The sequence below is a fragment of the Hymenobacter perfusus genome (assembly GCF_003944765.1).
Taxonomy (GTDB): domain Bacteria; phylum Bacteroidota; class Bacteroidia; order Cytophagales; family Hymenobacteraceae; genus Hymenobacter; species Hymenobacter perfusus.
The window spans coordinates 87,642-104,372 of the sequence record NZ_RWIU01000003.1; the positions used below are offsets into that span (position 1 = coordinate 87,642).

The window sequence follows — 16,731 nt, forward strand, 5'->3', positions numbered from 1 at the left end:
CAACAAACTGCAAAGTGTCGCCTCAGGAAACTGGGGCGGCATTTTTCGTTTCAGGTGATTCGCACGCAAGCACCCGTTTCAACCCCTGCGCGGATCTGCGCGTATCCGCACGTATGCATCCAATCGTGCCCTGGCTTCCGCTGCTGTTTCTGCCCGTTTTCGGGGCCTTCTGGTGTCTGGTGGTCTTCATGATATCCCGCATGGGCTGGAGCCGCCTGGCCGAAGCGTATGCCGTAGCAGAAGTTCCCGCCACCGTACATCGGCAGACGCTGATGTATCTGCGCATCGGGGTGGCGAAGTACAACAATGCCGCCCGCATGGGCCTGACGCCCCAAGGCCTGTACCTGAGCACCTGGAAAATCTTCTTTGTGGGGCACCCGCCGCTGTTCATTCCCTGGTCGGCCTTCGGGCCGGTGCAGGAAGAGACGTTTCTGTGGGCGAAAACCTACACCACCCACATCAGCGGCCCCGGCGGAGCCGTCCGCTTCCAGTTCACCAGCGACCAGCTGCGGGCCGCGCTGCCGGACTAGAGACGCGTGATTGAGCGCCCGGAATGGCAACGCTCAACCATGAAAACGTCAGTAACTACGAGACGCGAAGGGTCGCGTCGTCACGTCCCTCAGATGGCTTGCGCTAGTAGCTCGCGTATCTGCGTGTAGCGGATGTCCGGATAGCGGGCGTTGTCCAGGGGCTCCGCCAGCTTGGCTTGGCCGCTGAGCATGTTGTGCATATACTGCATACCCTGCCAGGGCGGGAATACCTCATTTTCGGCGGGTGCCAGGGCGCGGGTTACCTTAATCATACCGGCCAGAAAACCCAGCCCACCCACGCGCAGCAGCTTGAACGGCTGACCAAACGCCGCACTGGCTTCGGCCCCCAGTTCCCGGATACTGGCCACCTCACCGGCTACCCGCAGGTAGCGCGGGGTATTGGTATCAAGGGCAGCGGCGGCGGTAAAGTCGGCCGTATCCACCATCGTGGTGAAATCCAGCGGCTGGTCGGCGTCGCCCCAGTACACAATGCGCCGGATGCCCGGCTGCACCAGCGGTGCCTGGCCCTTCAGCAAATCCATGAACATGCCGTTGAGAATGGACGTGGCCCGGATGGGCGCGGCATCGAGCCGGCGCTGAAATTCCCGGCGCAAATCGAAGTTCCGGTTGGAGCCTTCGGGAAGTGTGGTAAAATCAGCGGAGAAGTCGGAGGGAATGAAGCGCGGGACACCCGCCGCTACGGCCGCTTCGAGCAGGCGGGTCTGCGTGTCCACAATACTATCGCGCAGCCCTGAAAGAGCCGATACCACGCAGGTCGCGCCGGCACAGGCCCGGGTGAGGTCGGCTGCGCTGTTGAAGTTCGTCTCCATTACTTCTACTCCCTGCATTCGCAGTGATTCTGTTTCGGCTTTTCGGCCGGATCCTGGCCGAACCAAGGCCCGAACGGTGGCACCTCGTCGGCGCAAATGATGGGCAATCAGCAGGCCCAGGCCACCGGTGGCACCCGCCAGCACAATGGTGGCGGCAGTAGGAGCGGGGGTAGAAGTCGAAGGCAATCCGTGTTCAGAAGCAGCAGGTAGCATAATAGGCCGGTTAGTCGTATCCCCCATACGGCTACCCGGCCTACCAGTTCGACTTAAAGCAGTTGGTGAGCGTGGTTTAGCCGCTTCCTCAGCATTCCACGCTGCCGTCTATTTGCCTTCCCCACTAAAAATTCTGGTTGCCTGCAAGCTGATAGGTGCGGGACCAGCGGGGCACGAAAGCTGCGGCGGCCGGCATAAACCGGTTTTCCAATACGCGCTTCACGCTATAGCCCCAGACGTCCCAGTTCAGACGCTGCTCAAAAAGCTGGCGCGAGGAAGCACACAGCCGGGCGTACCGCGCCGGATCCTCGAAGATGGGCTTGATGGCGGCAGCAAACTCCCGGCCCCGGGCTGCCAGACTGAGCCGGTAGCCGTTCACGCCCTCCTCCACAAATTCGGCTATGCCGCCGGTATCAGTCGTGAAGGAAGGCAGCCCGAAGGCACTAGCCTCGCAGAAGACAATGGCGGCGCACTCCGCCCGGGTGGGCAGCAGGAAGAAATCAGCGGCCAGATATAGGTTATCCAGTTGCTCCCGCTGCTGCGGGTCGTTCTTATCCAGAAACGGAATAACCGTCAGGTTCTCATGCTCAAAACCGGTTGGCGGCACACAGCCGCAAATGGTCAGATGGGCGTCAATCCCTGACTGGCGCAGCTCCAGCAACGTTTCGAAAGCTATTTCGCCGCCCTTGCGTCCCCATTCTACCCCCACAAAAAGCAGATGGCAAGTTGAAGTGCGCTTAGGCTGCAGCACAGTAGCGCGGGGTAATACCTGCGCCATGTTAGCTCCAAAAGGCTGCACTAAGACGTTGCGCCGAGTTGCCCCAAAATCCTGCACGGCCGACTGCGCCGCCCAGCGCGAGGAAAATAGCAGTAAGCTAGCCTTGTTAATGGCCCGCTGCTCGATGTGCGCCAGCTCCCGCTTGGATACGGGCAGCAGGTTGGAGAGGCCCGCGTAGTAATCAATCAGCTGCGTGATAGTCGAGTCGCCGCAGTACACAATCGGAATATTGGTGCGCAGGTAGGCTAGCTCAGTGTACGCAGCCGGCGCAAAAATTACATCGAAGCGGCGGCCCTGGAGCCGCGCCCCAAAAATGAGCCCATAGATTTTAGAAACCAGCACGCTGATGCTGTAATGGTAGCGCTTACCACCCGTCAGCCACCCGATAACCTTGTTCAGCCGGTCGCCCAGCGCAAACAGGTAGCGGAGCGAAACCGGCCCCAGGTATTCCACATCGCCCACATGCTTTTCTAAGGTCTGGCCCAGCATGTAGTGCAGCCCCGACCAAGCGCGTCGGTCGTGCGGGTTGGTGGCGGTAAGAAAGGCAATGCGCAGGCGTCGGGGTTGTGGCGTCATACAACAGGAGCAGTAAAGAGGTAAACTAAAAGCGTTGGTAGGAGCCGAAATTCTAAGCCAACTGCCACACCCGGCCGCCCCGACAACTGCCGGACACGGCCGCACTAAAGCGTACTACACTACCCAAATGCTCATTTTCACCAACAGAACCCGGTTATCCGGGCCTGCTGCCGTAACGTCAGCACACAGGGCTACTTTGTTCTTGCGTAAAGCTCTTTATCCATTCCACTTCTGGGGCTTCTGATGTCTTACTCTAGAGAATGTAAGCACACCCAATGGTTCTTCCTCATCTACTGCCTGCCACGCGTTTGGGGATAACGCGGGTAAGCAAATCCTGGCGTATGTGGGACTACGCGCGCAGCTATTTCCGGAGTCAATTTACAGGCTGCCGCGGAAAAACAAGCGTTTCCGGACATCTGCTGCTGCCCGGCCTGTTGCTATGCCTGAGCTTGGTAACTGCTTGATAGCAAGCTCAGGCGCTGTTGCCGTACTATAACAGGTGGCGGATAAAACCACGATAAACACTGCAAAATCCCCGAAAATGCACGAGTATCCTGCCTGACGTGATGATGCCCCAAAATGGGAAAATGGAGGGAGTATATGACGATAAAAAAGGGAAAAATATTTTTTGTTATAATCTCAAAAGGCCAGCTTTTTAGCTGGGTGAGTGGTCAGAAAGTAGGCTCCAGCAGTTCCTGGATTCTTGTTAATGGCATACCCATTATATGGGAGTATACCGGGTTAATCAGGAGCATTACGGGCCAGAGTCGAAAATAAAGCCTACCTTTACATCGTCAAAGGCAAATCGTCTCGTGTCACTATCTTAATTCAGCTTATTGAATTAACTATAGGGTTCCGCTGCAGCTTGCTTCATCATCCATCACCTCCTTTTAAGCATCATGCAGACGGGAACCGTAAAATTTTTCAATGAAACCAAAGGGTTTGGTTTCATCAACAACGCCGAAACCGGCGAAGACATCTTCGTACACGTAACCGGCCTCATTGACGAAATCCGCGACAATGACAAGGTAGAATTCGAAGTGGAGCAGGGCCGCAAGGGCCTGAACGCTGTGAAAGTGCGTCGCGCTTAGTACAGCCCGCTTTGTAGCTGAAAAGAGGCTTCTCCGCATGGAGAAGCCTCTTTTTTTGCCAATGTGCCAACAGCTCAGGCCTTGGGGATGGGGCAGAATGGCTGCCAGTGGGGCAGTGGTGCCTGTCCGGATAAAAGGAGCTTAGCTGTAAGTGATTGGAAAAGCAGAAGTTCCGGGTGTTTATTTGTGTTCCCAACTTCTCCCACCCATCTACCCATGCAAGCCACTACTTCCGTTTTTATGGTGCGGCCCACGCGGTTCACCTTCAATACCGAAACGGCTCATTCCAACCATTTTCAGGGATTTATGGCCGGGCTCGATGACAGCGCCATTCAGGCCCGCGCTTTCGAGGAGTTTGATGCAATGGTAGCCCGGCTGCGGGGCCATGGGGTGCAGGTGCTGGTGTTTGAGGATACTGCGGAGCCCCACACTCCCGACGCGGTATTTCCCAACAATTGGGGTACTTTTCATCCCGATGGCCGAGCCTTGCTCTATCCAATGTGCGCCCCAAACCGCCGCGCCGAACGGCGGCCTGATATTCTGGAGGTGCTGGGGCAGCAGTTTTCTCTGCGGGAAGTAGTGGATTTATCGAGCCATGAGCAGCAGGGACGGTTTCTGGAGGGAACCGGCAGCATCATTTTCGACCACCTTCACCATGTGGCCTATGCCTGTCTCTCGGCGCGTACGGAACAGACACTGTTTGCGGACGTATGCACCCGTCTTCTTGGCTATCGGCCTGTGGCTTTTCATGCCTACGATGCGTTGCGGCAGGAAATCTACCATACCAACGTGATGATGTGCGTCGGAACGGAATTCGCGGTGATTTGCCTGGAAAGTATTACCGATACAGCCGAGCGGACTGCAGTGGTAACCTCGCTCACGGGCACGGGCCACGAAATCATTGCCATCAGTCTGGAGCAGGTGGCGCGCTTTGCCGGGAATATGCTGGAGTTGCGCTCAGCGGCTGGAACGACGCTGCTGGCCATGTCGCAGAGTGCGTATGATGCTCTGACACCCGCGCAGCGCCACGTCCTCGGCCAGTATGCCGAGCTACTGCCGCTGGCTATTCCAACCATTGAAACCATTGGTGGCGGCAGTGCCCGCTGCATGCTGGCGGAAGTGTTTCTACCAGCCACTGCACAGGCCGCAGTATAAATAACGGGCCTTATACGGCAGAAGCGCCCCGCTGAACAAGGTTCAGCGGGGCGCTTCTGCCGTATAAGGCCCGGATGGAAGCTACCGGCTACTGCTGAGCGGGGGCATTTTCGTCCAGCCCCAGAACGGCACTGGTGTGGGCGCGGAGCTGCGCTACTAGTTGCGGCTCATCATTGAGATTTTTGCCGAAAGAAGGAATCATTTCGCGCATTTTGTCCTGCCAGGCTGGTGTGCGGGCGCTTTCGGCAAAGCACCGCTGCACCAAGCCCACCATAATGCTCACGGCCGTGGAAGCACCCGGCGAAGCGCCTAGCAGGGCCGCAATGGAACCGTCGGCGGCGGCTACTACCTCGGTGCCGAATTCCAGTACGCCGCCTTCCTTCGCGTCCTTCTTGATAACCTGCACGCGCTGGCCGGCCGTTTCCAGCTGCCAGTCTTCGCCTCGCGCTTCGGGCAGGTATTCGCGCAGGGCCGCCAGCCGGTCTTCCGGCGACTGCCTGACTTGGTTGATCAGGTATTTGGTGAGCGGCATGTTCTTGAGGCCCGCAATAATCATGGGGCGCATGTTGCTGAGCTTCACCGACAGCGGTAAATCGAGGTAGGAACCCTGCTTGAGGAACTTGGTGCTGAAACCGGCATACGGGCCGAATAACAGCTCCTGTTTCTCGTTGATTACCCGCGTATCGAGGTGGGGTACCGACATGGGAGGGGAGCCCACGGATGCTTTGCCGTACACTTTGGTGTGGTGCCGGGCAATGACTTCGGGGTTGATGCACTTGAGCCATTGGCCGCTCACGGGGAAGCCGCCAAACCCCTGACCTTCCGGAATTTCAGACTTAATGAGCAGCGGCAGCGACCCGCCTCCGGCCCCGATAAATACGAACGGCGCCCGGATTTTCACTTTCGCGTCGGTAGTCAGGTCCCGGGCTTTCACGCTCCATTGGCCGTCGTCCTTACGTTTGAGACCCTCCACGTCGTGGTGGAAGTAGAACGAAACGCCGGGCTTTTCCTGCAGCAGCGTGAACATGCCCCGGGTGAGGGAGCCGAAGTTGACATCGGTGCCCAGGTCCATGCGGGTGGCGGCCACGGGCTGCTGCGGGTCGCGGCCATCCATTACCAGCGGCATCCAGCGGGCCAGTTCGGCGCGGTCCTGACTGAATTTCATGCCCTGGAACAGGGGGGACTGCACGAGAGCCGCGTGGCGCTTGCGCAGGAAATCCACGTTTTTATCGCCCCACACAAAGCTTAAATGCGGAATGTGGTTGATGAAGCGCGTTACACCCGTGACCTGGTACTTCTCCACCAAATAAGCCCAGAACTGCTTCGACTGTTCAAACTGCTCGGCAATTTTGATGGCCTTGCTGATGTCGATGCTGCCGTCGGGCTTTTCAGGCGTGTAGTTCAGCTCACAAAAGGCCGAGTGGCCGGTGCCGGCGTTGTTCCAGGCGTCGGAGCTTTCGGCGGCAGCCACGTCGAGCCGCTCAAAAATGGCAATGGTGAGGTCGGGTTGCAACTCCTTAAGCATCAGGCCCAGGGTTGCGCTCATGATTCCAGCTCCAATCAGCACCACATCGGCGGTGAGAGGAGCAGTACTGTCGGTCGTGCTCATGCGTAGTTCAGAATAGGACTTACGAAGTACGGCAGAAAGCAGAAAAGGTGGCCTTTGATGCCGTAGAAATATGCGGTGACGAACCGATTATAACGCACCAGGCTAGTTTAGCGTCCGACTTTTCCCGCCTGCCGGACAGGCTCGGGTCCGCTCCAGGCTGCGGGTGATGAACTGCTGAGGTGCTACAACACGCTCATCTCACTAACGCAGAAAAGCTGGTGGCGTATCCTTCCGACCACCTGCTGGTGCTCCCGGAAATAGAGTGTCCCAGCAAGTAAAGTAGTCCGGCCGACAGGCTCAGGCCTGCGGGTGTAGGGCCTGCCACTCGTGGTCCAGCATGCTCATCTCAATCAGGCTCCAATATTCCCCTTCGTAGCGCAGAATATCACGCGAACAGCCTTCCTGCTGCATGCCTGCCCGGGTATAGGCCCGAATGGCGGCCTCGTTGAAATCATATACGCCCAGATCAATGCGGTGCAACTGAAGCTGCTCGAAACCGAAGCGCAGGGCCTCCGTCAGCATCCGGCGGGCCAGGCCCCGGCCGCGCTGCTCCGGTGCAATGAACACCCGGCTGATGCGGGCGGCACTGTTTTTCTGGCTGAGGCTGCCCAGGGAAATGTGGCCGACAACGGTTTCGGTGGTCGTATCTACCGCTTTGAAGATGAACACATCGGACTCGCCCAGCTGGTTGGTGTCCTGCAGATACCACTCCAGCTTATCGGGGGTGAGGGGGAAGTTGAACATCGGCCCCGACCAGTTCATAAGCAAGTGAGGGGAGTCGATCCAGGTAATAAGCTGGGTGAAATCGGCAGGGGTAAAATAGTCCAGACGGATCATGCGGGCAACAACGGGCAAACCGGCCGGAAATCACGCAATAGGCAGATTTCGGGTGGCCTCAGAACTAACGAAGGTACGCACCGTTGAGCTGGTAAACAGCAGCCGGCAATACCTTAATTTGAGGTAAGTACAGGACGAGCTTTTTCGGGCCGGACAAGGCAGCGCAGGGCAGCCTCAGAGAGCGGGCCGAGCAGTCTGAACGGGCTACAATGGGCCTTGCTGGCTGCGCTGGGGTTTTTCGTAACTTTGGTTGAGAAGTAGCCCACATTCCAGAAGCCGATTCATTTATAACCGACGGAACTGCTTGCGTTGTCCTATCTGCCTGAGTCGGGTTCTGGTGTCGTTGGGCCTGTTGGGTCTGGTCACGATGTGTACGCCCGCCACGCCTCCTCGCCCCATCTACCGCATTGGCTTTTCGCAGAGCGTAAGTTCCGGCGACTGGCGGCAGGCTATGCTGGCGGGCATGGAGCGGGAGCTGGCGTTTCACCCGGAAATTCAGTTTCTGATGCGCGATGCGCAGAGCAGCAGCCAGCGCCAGCAGCAGCAGATACATGACCTGCTGCAGGCCGGGGCCGATGTGCTGATTGTGGCCCCCAACGAGGAACAGGCGTTGTCGTCGGCCATTGAGGAGGCTTACCGGCGCGGCGTACCCGTAATATTGCTGGACCGCCACACCACCTCGCCGCACTACGCGGCCTACGTGGGCGGCGACAATACCGGGGTGGGTGCCGCCGCCGCGCGCTATGCGGCCCAGCTGCTGCGGCAGCGCGGTCAGATAGTAGAAATTACCGGCTCGTCTTCTTCCGTTACCAAAGAGCGGCACAATGGTTTTGTGCAGACGCTGCGGGCCTACCCGCAGATGCGCGTGGTGGGTGCAGTATCCGGCGACTGGGGCACTACCGCATTGCAGCCGGCTCTTACGGAGCTGCTCCGGAACTACCCGGAAACCCGGCTGATTTTCGCCCACAGCGACCTGATGGCCCAGGGTGCCTACGAGGTGTGCCGAAAGCTGGGCCGGGAGGATATCCGCATTATTGGGGTGGATGGGCTGGCGGGTGCGGGCAACGGGCTGGAAATGGTGCAACAGGGCCGGAGCACGGCTTCTTTGTTCTACTCGCCGGGTGGGGAGGAAGCCATTCGCGTGGCCCTCCGGATTCTGCACCATCAGGCCTACGAGCGGGAAAATATCCTGGGAACCATCGTCATCGACTCCACCAACGCCCTGACCCTGCAGCAGCAGGCCGCCAAGCTCACCAGCCAGCAGGAAGGCATTGAGCAGCAGCAGCTTCTGCTGCGCACCCTGCAGGCCACCTACGCCAGCCAGCGCACGGTGTTGTATGGGTTGGTGATTTCCTTGCTGGCGGCGGTAGGGCTGGGGGCCAGCGCCTGGCGCGCTGCCCGCAACAACCGTCGCATCAACCAGCAGCTGGCCCGGCAAAACGAAGCCAATGACGCCATCAACCAGGAACTGGTGCGGCAGAACGAAGCCAACGACGTCATTAACCAGGAACTGGTGCGGCAGAACGCGGCCAACGACGTCATTAACCAACAGCTTAGCACCCAGAACGAGGAAATCCGGGCCCAGCGCAACCAACTTGCCGAACTGGCCGAGCAGGCCCGCCGCGAAACCGAGGCCAAGCTGCGGTTCTTCACCAACTTCTCCCACGAGCTGCGTACCCCGCTCACCCTCATTATGGGGCCGGTGGAGGAGATGCTGACCGGCCGCAACAGCACTGCCTTGCAGCCCACCCACCGCCACGATCTGGGCCTGATCCGGCGTAACACCCAGCGCCTGCTTCAGTTGGTCAATCAGCTGCTGGATTTCCGCAAGATTGAGGTGGGCAAGATGGCCGTGCAGGCGTACGAGGAAGATGTGGTGGCCTTCGTGCGGGAGCTGGTGGAAACCTTTGAGCCGGCCGCCCGGGTGCAGCAGGTGGGCCTGACGTTTGTACCGGTGGAGCCTGCGTTACCGGCCTGGGTTGACCGCAACGTGCTGGACAAAGTCTTTTTCAACCTGCTCTCCAACGCCCTCAAATACACCCCGCGCGGTGGCCAGATTACCGTGCGCGTGCAGCCCGACGACGAGGGCCGCACTCTGCAGGTGCAGGTAGCGGACACCGGCCGTGGCATCCGGCCCCAGGACAGCCCGCACATTTTCGAGTGGTTTTACCAGGGCGAGCAGCCGGCTACGGCCAAAGGATCGGGCATGGGGCTGGCCCTGGCGCAGGGGCTGGTGCGGCTGCATCAGGGCCAGCTTACCTTCAGCAGCCAAGTGGGCCAGGGCAGCACCTTCACCGTGACGCTGCCCCGGGAACTGCCCCGGGAGCTGCGCGCCACCGATGCTGCCGCGCCGCTGGCATTTTCTCTGGACGAGCCCCTGGTAGTGCCAGCCGGCGATGCCGAAGGCCCGGTTTCGGAAGCGGAGGCATTGGTGCTGGTGATTGAAGACAATGCCGATGTGAATGAGTTTGTGGCCCGCAAGTTGCGCCCCCATTTCCGGGTGCAGTCGGCCACGGATGGCAAGACGGGCCTGCAGCTGGCCCTGGAGCTGATTCCGGACCTGATAGTGTGCGACGTGATGATGCCCGGCCTGAGCGGGCTGGAAGTGGTGGCCCGCCTCCGCGCCGACTGGCGCACCTCGCACGTGCCGGTGATACTGCTCACGGCCCGTAACGCCCCCGAGCAGCAGGTGGAAGGCGTGCAGGCCGGCGCCGATGTGTACCTGACCAAGCCCTTCAACCCGGCCTTCCTGCTGGAAAGCGTCCGTACCCTGCTGGCTAACCGGGCCCGGCAGCGCGAGCACCTCAGCCGGCAGTTGGTCGCCACTACCGAAACGCCCGCCGCCCCCAACCCCGATCAGGCCTTCATTCAGGCCCTCACTGCCCAGGTAGAAACCGACCTCACCCGCACCGACCTGACGGTGGAGGAGCTGGCGCACGCGCTGGGTTTCTCGCGCATGCAGCTCTACCGAAAGGTGAAAGCCGTGCTCGGCACCAGCATCACCGACTTTATCCAGAGCGTGCGGCTGCAGAAGGCCTGCGAGCTGCTGCGCGACGAAACACTCAGTGTAACGGCCGTGGCCTACGAGGTAGGCTACGCCTCGCACTCCTACTTCTCCAACAGCTTCAAGGCGCGTTATGGGCTGGCTCCTTCGGAGTTCCGGGCCCGCCATCAGGCCGGGGTCAGTTGAAGTAATTGTGCATCAACGGCTTGTACTGGCGGTAAAAAGTTAACACATTGGCATTTGTTTTTATTAGCAAGTGCCTTTATGTCAGGTATTTATATATTTATTTCATATTGAACACCACCTGCACGATTTGAGCATAAGCCGGGAAGCTGAACCCTGAATCTTTACAAGGTCATCGTATCTACCTTCCCACCCTTCCTGCTCCTATGACTTCCCGTCGTGCCTTTGTGAAGTCCGCCGCCCTGCTTTCGGCAGGCGTACTGGCGGCCCCGGCCTTGCTGGCCAAATCCCCTTCTACTATTGGGTTGCAGCTGTATACCGTGCGTGATGCCATGCAGCAGGACCCGGCTGGCACACTGGCCCGGTTGGCTAAGCTGGGCTACAACTCTGTGGAAGGCGCCACCTACACCGGCAACCAGAAGTTCTATGGTATGGAGCCCGCTGCTTTTGCCAAGGTGCTGAAGCAGAACGGCCTCATCATGCCCAGCAGCCACTACCTCCTCGGCGAGCAGGAAAACAACGGACAGGCTACACAGGGCACCATACTCCATGGCTGGGACAAAGCTGTGGATGATGCCGCCCAGGTGGGCATCAAGTATATGGTGTGCGCTTACTTACTGGAAGGAGAGCGGGGCAACCTCGACCACTACAAGCTGCTGGCCGAGCGCCTGAATAAGGCCGGGGAGCGGTGCAAAAAGGCGGGCATTCAGATGGCCTACCACAACCACGACTTCGAGTTTGCGGCCCAGAACGGTAAGCTGCCCTACGACGTGCTGCTCAAGGAAACTGATAAAAACCTGGTGCAGATGGAGCTGGACCTGTACTGGGCCACCAAAGCCGGCCACGATCCGGTAGAACTGTTCAAGAAGAACCCCGGCCGCTTTCCGCTCTGGCACGTGAAGGACATGGACAAAACGCCCCAGCATGGCTTCACGGAAGTGGGCAACGGCAGCATCGACTTCAAGCGCATTTTCGCTCAGGCCAAAGTAGCTGGCATGAAGTACTTCTTCGTGGAACAGGACCAGACGCCCGGTTCGCCCTTCGATAGCATTCAGCAAAGCATTACCCACATCAAGCGCAACCTGGTGTAGCCGGCTGCCATTCGCTTCCCACTCTTCCCACCCATTCTCTTATGGAAAAGAATACCTATGATGCCATTGTCATCGGTTCCGGCATTTCGGGCGGCATGGCTGCCAAAGAGCTGACCGAAAAGGGCCTGAAAACCATCATGCTGGAGCGGGGCCGCAACGTAGAGCACATCAAAGACTACGTGAATGCCAACAAGAACCCTTGGGAGTTTCCGCACCGGGGCGGCCGTACCGAGCAGATGATCAAGGACTACCCGGTATTGAGCCGGGATTATACCCTGAATGAGAGCAACCTGGATTTCTGGGTGAAGGAAAAGGAAAGCCCCTACGTGGAGGTAAAGCCCTTCGACTGGTTCCGGGGCTACCAAGTGGGAGGCCGCTCCCTGATGTGGGGCCGCCAGAGCTACCGTTGGAGCGAGTACGATTTTGAGGCCAACGCCAAGGACGGCATTGCCGTGGACTGGCCTATCCGCTACAAAGACCTGGCGCCCTGGTACAGCCGCGTGGAGAAGTTTGCGGGTATCAGCGGCAACCGGGACGGCCTGCCCCAGCTACCGGACGGCGACTTTATGCCGCCCATGGAAATGAACTGCGTGGAAAAGGACGTGGCTGCCCGCATCCGCAAGAACTTCAAGGACCGCCACATGGTGATTGGGCGCACGGCCAACATCACCAAGCCCCACAACAACCGCGTAAACTGCCAGTACCGCAACAAGTGCTGGCTGGGCTGCCCGTTCGGGGCCTATTACAGCACGCAGTCGGCCTCCCTGCCGGCCGCCGTGGCCACCGGAAACCTTACGCTGCGGCCGTTTTCCATCGTCACCAAAATCCTTTACGACAAGGATACCAAGCGGGCCAAGGGCGTGGAAGTGCTGGACGCGGAAACCAACCAGACCTACGAGTACTTCGCCAAAATCATCTTCCTGAACGCCTCCACCCTGAACTCGGCCTGGGTACTGATGAACTCGGCTACCGACGTGTGGCCCGAGGGGCTGGGCAGCAGCAGCGGGGAACTGGGCCACAACCTGATGGACCACCACTTCCGGGCGGGGGCCCACGGCGAAATGCCCGGCTACGAGGACAAATACACCTACGGCCGCCGCGCCAATGGCATTTACGTGCCGCGCTACCGCAACCTGTTCGGGGATAAGCGCGACTACATCCGGGGCTTTGGCTACCAGGGCGGGGCTGGCCGGGAAGGCTGGGGCCGCGACGTGGCCGAGCTCAGCATCGGCGGCGACTTCAAGGATGCCCTCACCGAGCCCGGCAACTGGACGATGGGCCTCACCGGCTTTGGCGAAACCCTGCCTTACCACGACAACCGTGCCTTCCTCGACAAAACCAAAAAGGACAAGTGGGGTCTGCCGGTGCTGGCTATTGATGCCACCATCCGGGAAAACGAGCAGAAAATGCGCATCGATATGATGCAGGACGCTCAGGAAATGCTGGAAAAAGCGGGTCTCAAGAACGTGAGCACCTACAACGGCGGTTACAACCTGGGCGGCGGCATTCATGAAATGGGCACCGCCCGCATGGGCCGCGATCCGAAAACCTCGGTGCTCAACCAGCACAATCAGGTGTGGGACGCTCCCAACGTGTATGTAACCGACGGGGCCTGTATGACTTCAGCTGCCTGCCAGAACCCCTCGCTCACCTACATGGCCCTCACGGCCCGCGCCGTAGACCATGCCGTGAGCGAGCTGAAAAAACAGAACGTTTAATTCCTTTCGATGATGATGAACCGACGTGATGCCCTGGCCCGCGTAGCTCTGCTGATGGGCGGAGCCGTTATCGGGGGCGACTATTTCCTGAGCAGCTGCTCTTCGCCCAGCGAGGAAAAAACTAAGGCCAAAGCTCCGCAATCTGCCGCCGCTCCCAAAGAGCTGCCGGCCGTGCTCAATGCTGAGCAAATAGCCTACCTGAACGAAGTGGGCGACACCATTTTACCCACCACAAAGTCGCCGGGGGCTAAGGCGGCCGATGTGGGCGGCTTCATGGCCGTGATGGTGCGCGACTGTTACAAGCCCGCTGACCAGCAGATTTTCAAGCAGGGCCTGACCAAGCTGGAAGCCGCTGCCAATCAGCAGTACAAAAAGGGCTTCCTGGCCCTCGATGCCACCCAGCGCACCAACCTACTGACGGCCCTGGACGCGGAGCAGAAAAACTACGCCAAAACCAAAACGCCGGAGCAGCCCAACCATTACTTCCGCATGATGAAGGAACTCACGCTGCTGGGATACTTCACCTCCGAAGTGGGCGCCACCAAAGCCCTGCGCTACTTGCCCGTTCCCGGCAAGTACGACGGCTGCGTGCCCTACAAAAAAGGTGACCGGGCCTGGGCTACTACCTGATTCCTCAGAAACCAGAACGTCATGCTGAGCTTGTCGAAGCATCTCGCGTGCTGACGTTGTGGTAGTAACCCAATCGAAGTGGTAGAGATGCTTCGACTCCGCTCAGCATGACAGGTACCATTACAACGTCATTCCGAGATTCCTCGGCAAGCTCGGAATGACGTGTTGTTAAAATCAAACCAGCAACTAAATGAAATTACGACTGGGCATGATTGGCGGCGGGCAGGGCGCGTTCATTGGGGCGGTGCACCGCATGGCCGCCGCCCTGGATGGCCTTTATGAGCTGACGGCCGGTGCGTTCAGCAGCAACCCCGAAACATCCCGGGCCACCGGGCAGGAGCTGGGTCTGGCTCCGGAACGAGTGTACGGCTCGTATCAGGAACTCATTGAGCAGGAAGCCCAACGCCCGGCGGATGAGCGGGTGCAGGTTATCAGCATCGTGACGCCTAACCACCTGCACTTTGCGCCGGCCAAACTGGCGCTGGAAAGTGGGTTTGATGTGGTACTGGACAAGCCGATGACGTTTTCCCTGGCTGAAGCTAAGGAGCTGCAGAAAGTGGTAGCAGCCACCGGCCGCCGGCTTTGCCTGACGCATACCTACACCGGCTACCCCATGCTCAAGGAAGCCCGGCAACTGGTAGCCTCCGGGGCGCTGGGCATCATCCGGAAAGTGTACGTGGAGTACCCCCAGGGCTGGCTGAGTTCCTTCGAGGAAGGCGGCAACAACAAGCAGGCCGCCTGGCGCACCGACCCCGCCCGCAGCGGCGTGGCCGGGGCTATGGGCGACATCGGTACCCACGCCTTCAACCTGCTGGAGTACGTGAGCGGCCTGCACGTCACCCAGCTCTGCGCCGACATCAACACAGTAGTACCCGGCCGCCAGCTCGACGACGACGGGGCTGTGCTGCTGCGCCTCACGGGTGGGGCCAGCGGTGTGCTGGTAGCTACCCAGGTGGCCGCCGGCGAGGAAAACAACGTGCGCCTGCGCATCTACGGCGAGAAAGGCGGCCTCGACTGGCAGCAGGCCGATGCCAACACCTTGCTGGTGAAGTGGCTGGACCGACCCACCGAAATCCGGCGGACGGGCGCGGGCTACCTCAGCGCTGCCGCCCGCCACAACAGCCGTATTCCGGCCGGCCACCCCGAGGGCTACCTCGAAGCCTTTGCCAACCTCTACCGCAACTTCGCCCTGACCCTGCTGGCCGACCAAACCGGCCAACCTGCCCCAGCCGAAGCCCACGACTACCCCGGCATTGAGCATGGCGTGCGGGGTATGGCCTTCATCGAAACCGTCATTGCCTCAGGCCGCTCCGCACAGAAGTGGACGGATTTTCCGGCTGTCGAGAGCTTAGAGCGAAGACCTTAGAATTTAGATTCTACTACATGCAATCGAAAAGGCCTAAGCTCTACGTTCTCTGCCCTAAGCTCTCAAAATGAAAACTATCAAAGGCCCCGGCATCTTTCTGGCCCAGTTTATCGGCGACCAGGCCCCATTTAACAGCCTCGCCAACATCTGCGAATGGGCGGCGGGCCTGGGGTATAAGGGCGTGCAGATCCCGACCCTGGACAGCCGCTTTATCGACCTGAAGCTGGCCGCGGAAAGCCAGACCTACGCCGACAAGCTGCGCGGTACGGTGCAGGCGGCCGGTCTGGAAATCACCGAGCTGTCTACCCATTTGCAGGGGCAGCTGGTGGCCGTGAACCCCGTGTATGACCAGTTGTTCGACGGCTTTGCCCCCGAGGCAGTGCGCGGCAACCCCGCCGCCCGGCAGCAGTGGGCGGTGCAGCAGCTCAAGTATGCCGCCCAGGCCTCGCAGCGGCTGGGGCTGACGGCCCACGCCACGTTCAGCGGGGCGCTGCTCTGGCCCTACGTGTACCCCTGGCCCCAGCGCCCGGCGGGCCTCGTGGAAACCGGTTTTGAGGAGTTGGCCCGCCGCTGGCGGCCCATTCTGGACGTGTTTGACGAGTGCGGCGTGGATGTGTGCTACGAAATTCACCCCGGCGAGGACCTGCACGATGGCGTGAGCTACGAGCAGTTTCTGGCGAAAGTAGACCACCATCCGCGCGCCTGCCTGCTCTACGATCCTTCCCACTTCGTGCTGCAGTGCCTGGATTACCTGGCGTATATCGACATCTACCACGAACGAATCCGGGCCTTTCACGTGAAGGACGCCGAGTTCAACCCTACGGGCCGTCAGGGGGTGTACGGGGGCTACCAGAACTGGGTAGACCGTGCTGGCCGCTTCCGCTCGTTGGGGGATGGGCAGGTCGATTTCAAAGCCATTTTCAGTAAGCTCACCCAGTACGATTACCCCGGCTGGGCCGTGCTGGAGTGGGAATGTGCCCTCAAACACCCCGAAGACGGAGCCCGCGAAGGCGCCGCTTTTATCCAGAGCCACCTCATCCGCGTTACCGACAAAGCCTTCGACGACTTCGCCGCTTCCGGCATCGACGCGGCCCGCAACAAAAGCCTGCTTGGCCTCTAA

13 protein-coding genes are annotated in these 16,731 nt (G+C 59.7%); 9 read left to right on the forward strand and 4 right to left on the reverse strand.

Annotated features, from left to right (window positions below; all coding sequences use genetic code 11):
* Positions 1-113 precede the first annotated feature (113 nt).
* The gene (locus tag EI293_RS10320) at positions 114-530 is read left to right on the forward strand and encodes a hypothetical protein (protein WP_125437303.1); all 417 of its coding nucleotides are present in this window, start codon (positions 114-116) and stop codon (positions 528-530) included.
* An 89-nt stretch (positions 531-619) separates the two neighbouring features.
* Here EI293_RS10320 and EI293_RS10325 read toward each other — a convergent pair whose 3' ends face one another.
* A complete protein-coding gene (locus tag EI293_RS10325; RefSeq protein ID WP_246010605.1) occupies positions 620-1,546 on the reverse strand; it encodes an NmrA family NAD(P)-binding protein in 927 nt (308 codons plus the stop codon).
* A gap of 151 nt (positions 1,547-1,697) precedes the next feature.
* Positions 1,698-2,927 (reverse strand): glycosyltransferase family 4 protein, encoded by a 1,230-nt coding sequence (locus tag EI293_RS10330; protein WP_125437307.1) that lies wholly within the window; start codon positions 2,925-2,927, stop codon positions 1,698-1,700.
* 899 nt (positions 2,928-3,826) lie between these two features.
* Between EI293_RS10330 and EI293_RS10335 the strand changes: the two genes are divergently transcribed.
* Together EI293_RS10335 and ctlX are read left to right on the forward strand one after the other, a co-directional pair.
* Complete coding sequence (locus tag EI293_RS10335) at positions 3,827-4,018, forward strand: cold-shock protein (protein WP_019949498.1); 192 nt, start codon at positions 3,827-3,829, stop codon at positions 4,016-4,018.
* 216 nt (positions 4,019-4,234) lie between these two features.
* Positions 4,235-5,173, forward strand: coding sequence for a citrulline utilization hydrolase CtlX (gene ctlX, locus EI293_RS10340; RefSeq protein WP_125437309.1), 939 nt, complete (start codon positions 4,235-4,237; stop codon positions 5,171-5,173).
* A gap of 88 nt (positions 5,174-5,261) precedes the next feature.
* Here ctlX and EI293_RS10345 read toward each other — a convergent pair whose 3' ends face one another.
* Both EI293_RS10345 and EI293_RS10350 read right to left on the reverse strand, forming a co-directional pair.
* Positions 5,262-6,782, reverse strand: coding sequence for a malate:quinone oxidoreductase (locus tag EI293_RS10345; protein ID WP_125437311.1), 1,521 nt, complete (start codon positions 6,780-6,782; stop codon positions 5,262-5,264).
* 297 nt (positions 6,783-7,079) lie between these two features.
* Complete coding sequence (locus EI293_RS10350; RefSeq protein ID WP_211339555.1) at positions 7,080-7,637, reverse strand: GNAT family N-acetyltransferase; 558 nt, start codon at positions 7,635-7,637, stop codon at positions 7,080-7,082.
* A gap of 286 nt (positions 7,638-7,923) precedes the next feature.
* Between EI293_RS10350 and EI293_RS10355 the strand changes: the two genes are divergently transcribed.
* The 6 genes from EI293_RS10355 to EI293_RS10380 all read left to right on the forward strand — a co-directional run bounded on the left by EI293_RS10355 (position 7,924) and on the right by EI293_RS10380 (position 16,731).
* On the forward strand, positions 7,924-10,809 hold the full coding sequence (locus EI293_RS10355) for a substrate-binding domain-containing protein (RefSeq protein ID WP_125437312.1): 2,886 nt from the start codon (positions 7,924-7,926) through the stop codon (positions 10,807-10,809).
* 203 nt (positions 10,810-11,012) lie between these two features.
* Positions 11,013-11,897 carry a sugar phosphate isomerase/epimerase family protein gene (locus tag EI293_RS10360; RefSeq protein WP_125437314.1) on the forward strand — a complete coding sequence of 295 codons (885 nt, stop codon included), beginning with the start codon at positions 11,013-11,015 and terminating at the stop codon, positions 11,895-11,897.
* Positions 11,898-11,938: 41 nt separating this feature from the next.
* Positions 11,939-13,615 carry a GMC oxidoreductase gene (locus EI293_RS10365; protein WP_125437316.1) on the forward strand — a complete coding sequence of 559 codons (1,677 nt, stop codon included), beginning with the start codon at positions 11,939-11,941 and terminating at the stop codon, positions 13,613-13,615.
* A 12-nt stretch (positions 13,616-13,627) separates the two neighbouring features.
* Positions 13,628-14,245 carry a gluconate 2-dehydrogenase subunit 3 family protein gene (locus EI293_RS10370; RefSeq protein ID WP_246010606.1) on the forward strand — a complete coding sequence of 206 codons (618 nt, stop codon included), beginning with the start codon at positions 13,628-13,630 and terminating at the stop codon, positions 14,243-14,245.
* A 190-nt stretch (positions 14,246-14,435) separates the two neighbouring features.
* The gene (locus EI293_RS10375; RefSeq protein WP_211339556.1) at positions 14,436-15,611 is read left to right on the forward strand and encodes a Gfo/Idh/MocA family protein; all 1,176 of its coding nucleotides are present in this window, start codon (positions 14,436-14,438) and stop codon (positions 15,609-15,611) included.
* Positions 15,612-15,678: 67 nt separating this feature from the next.
* Complete coding sequence (locus EI293_RS10380; protein ID WP_125437318.1) at positions 15,679-16,731, forward strand: sugar phosphate isomerase/epimerase family protein; 1,053 nt, start codon at positions 15,679-15,681, stop codon at positions 16,729-16,731.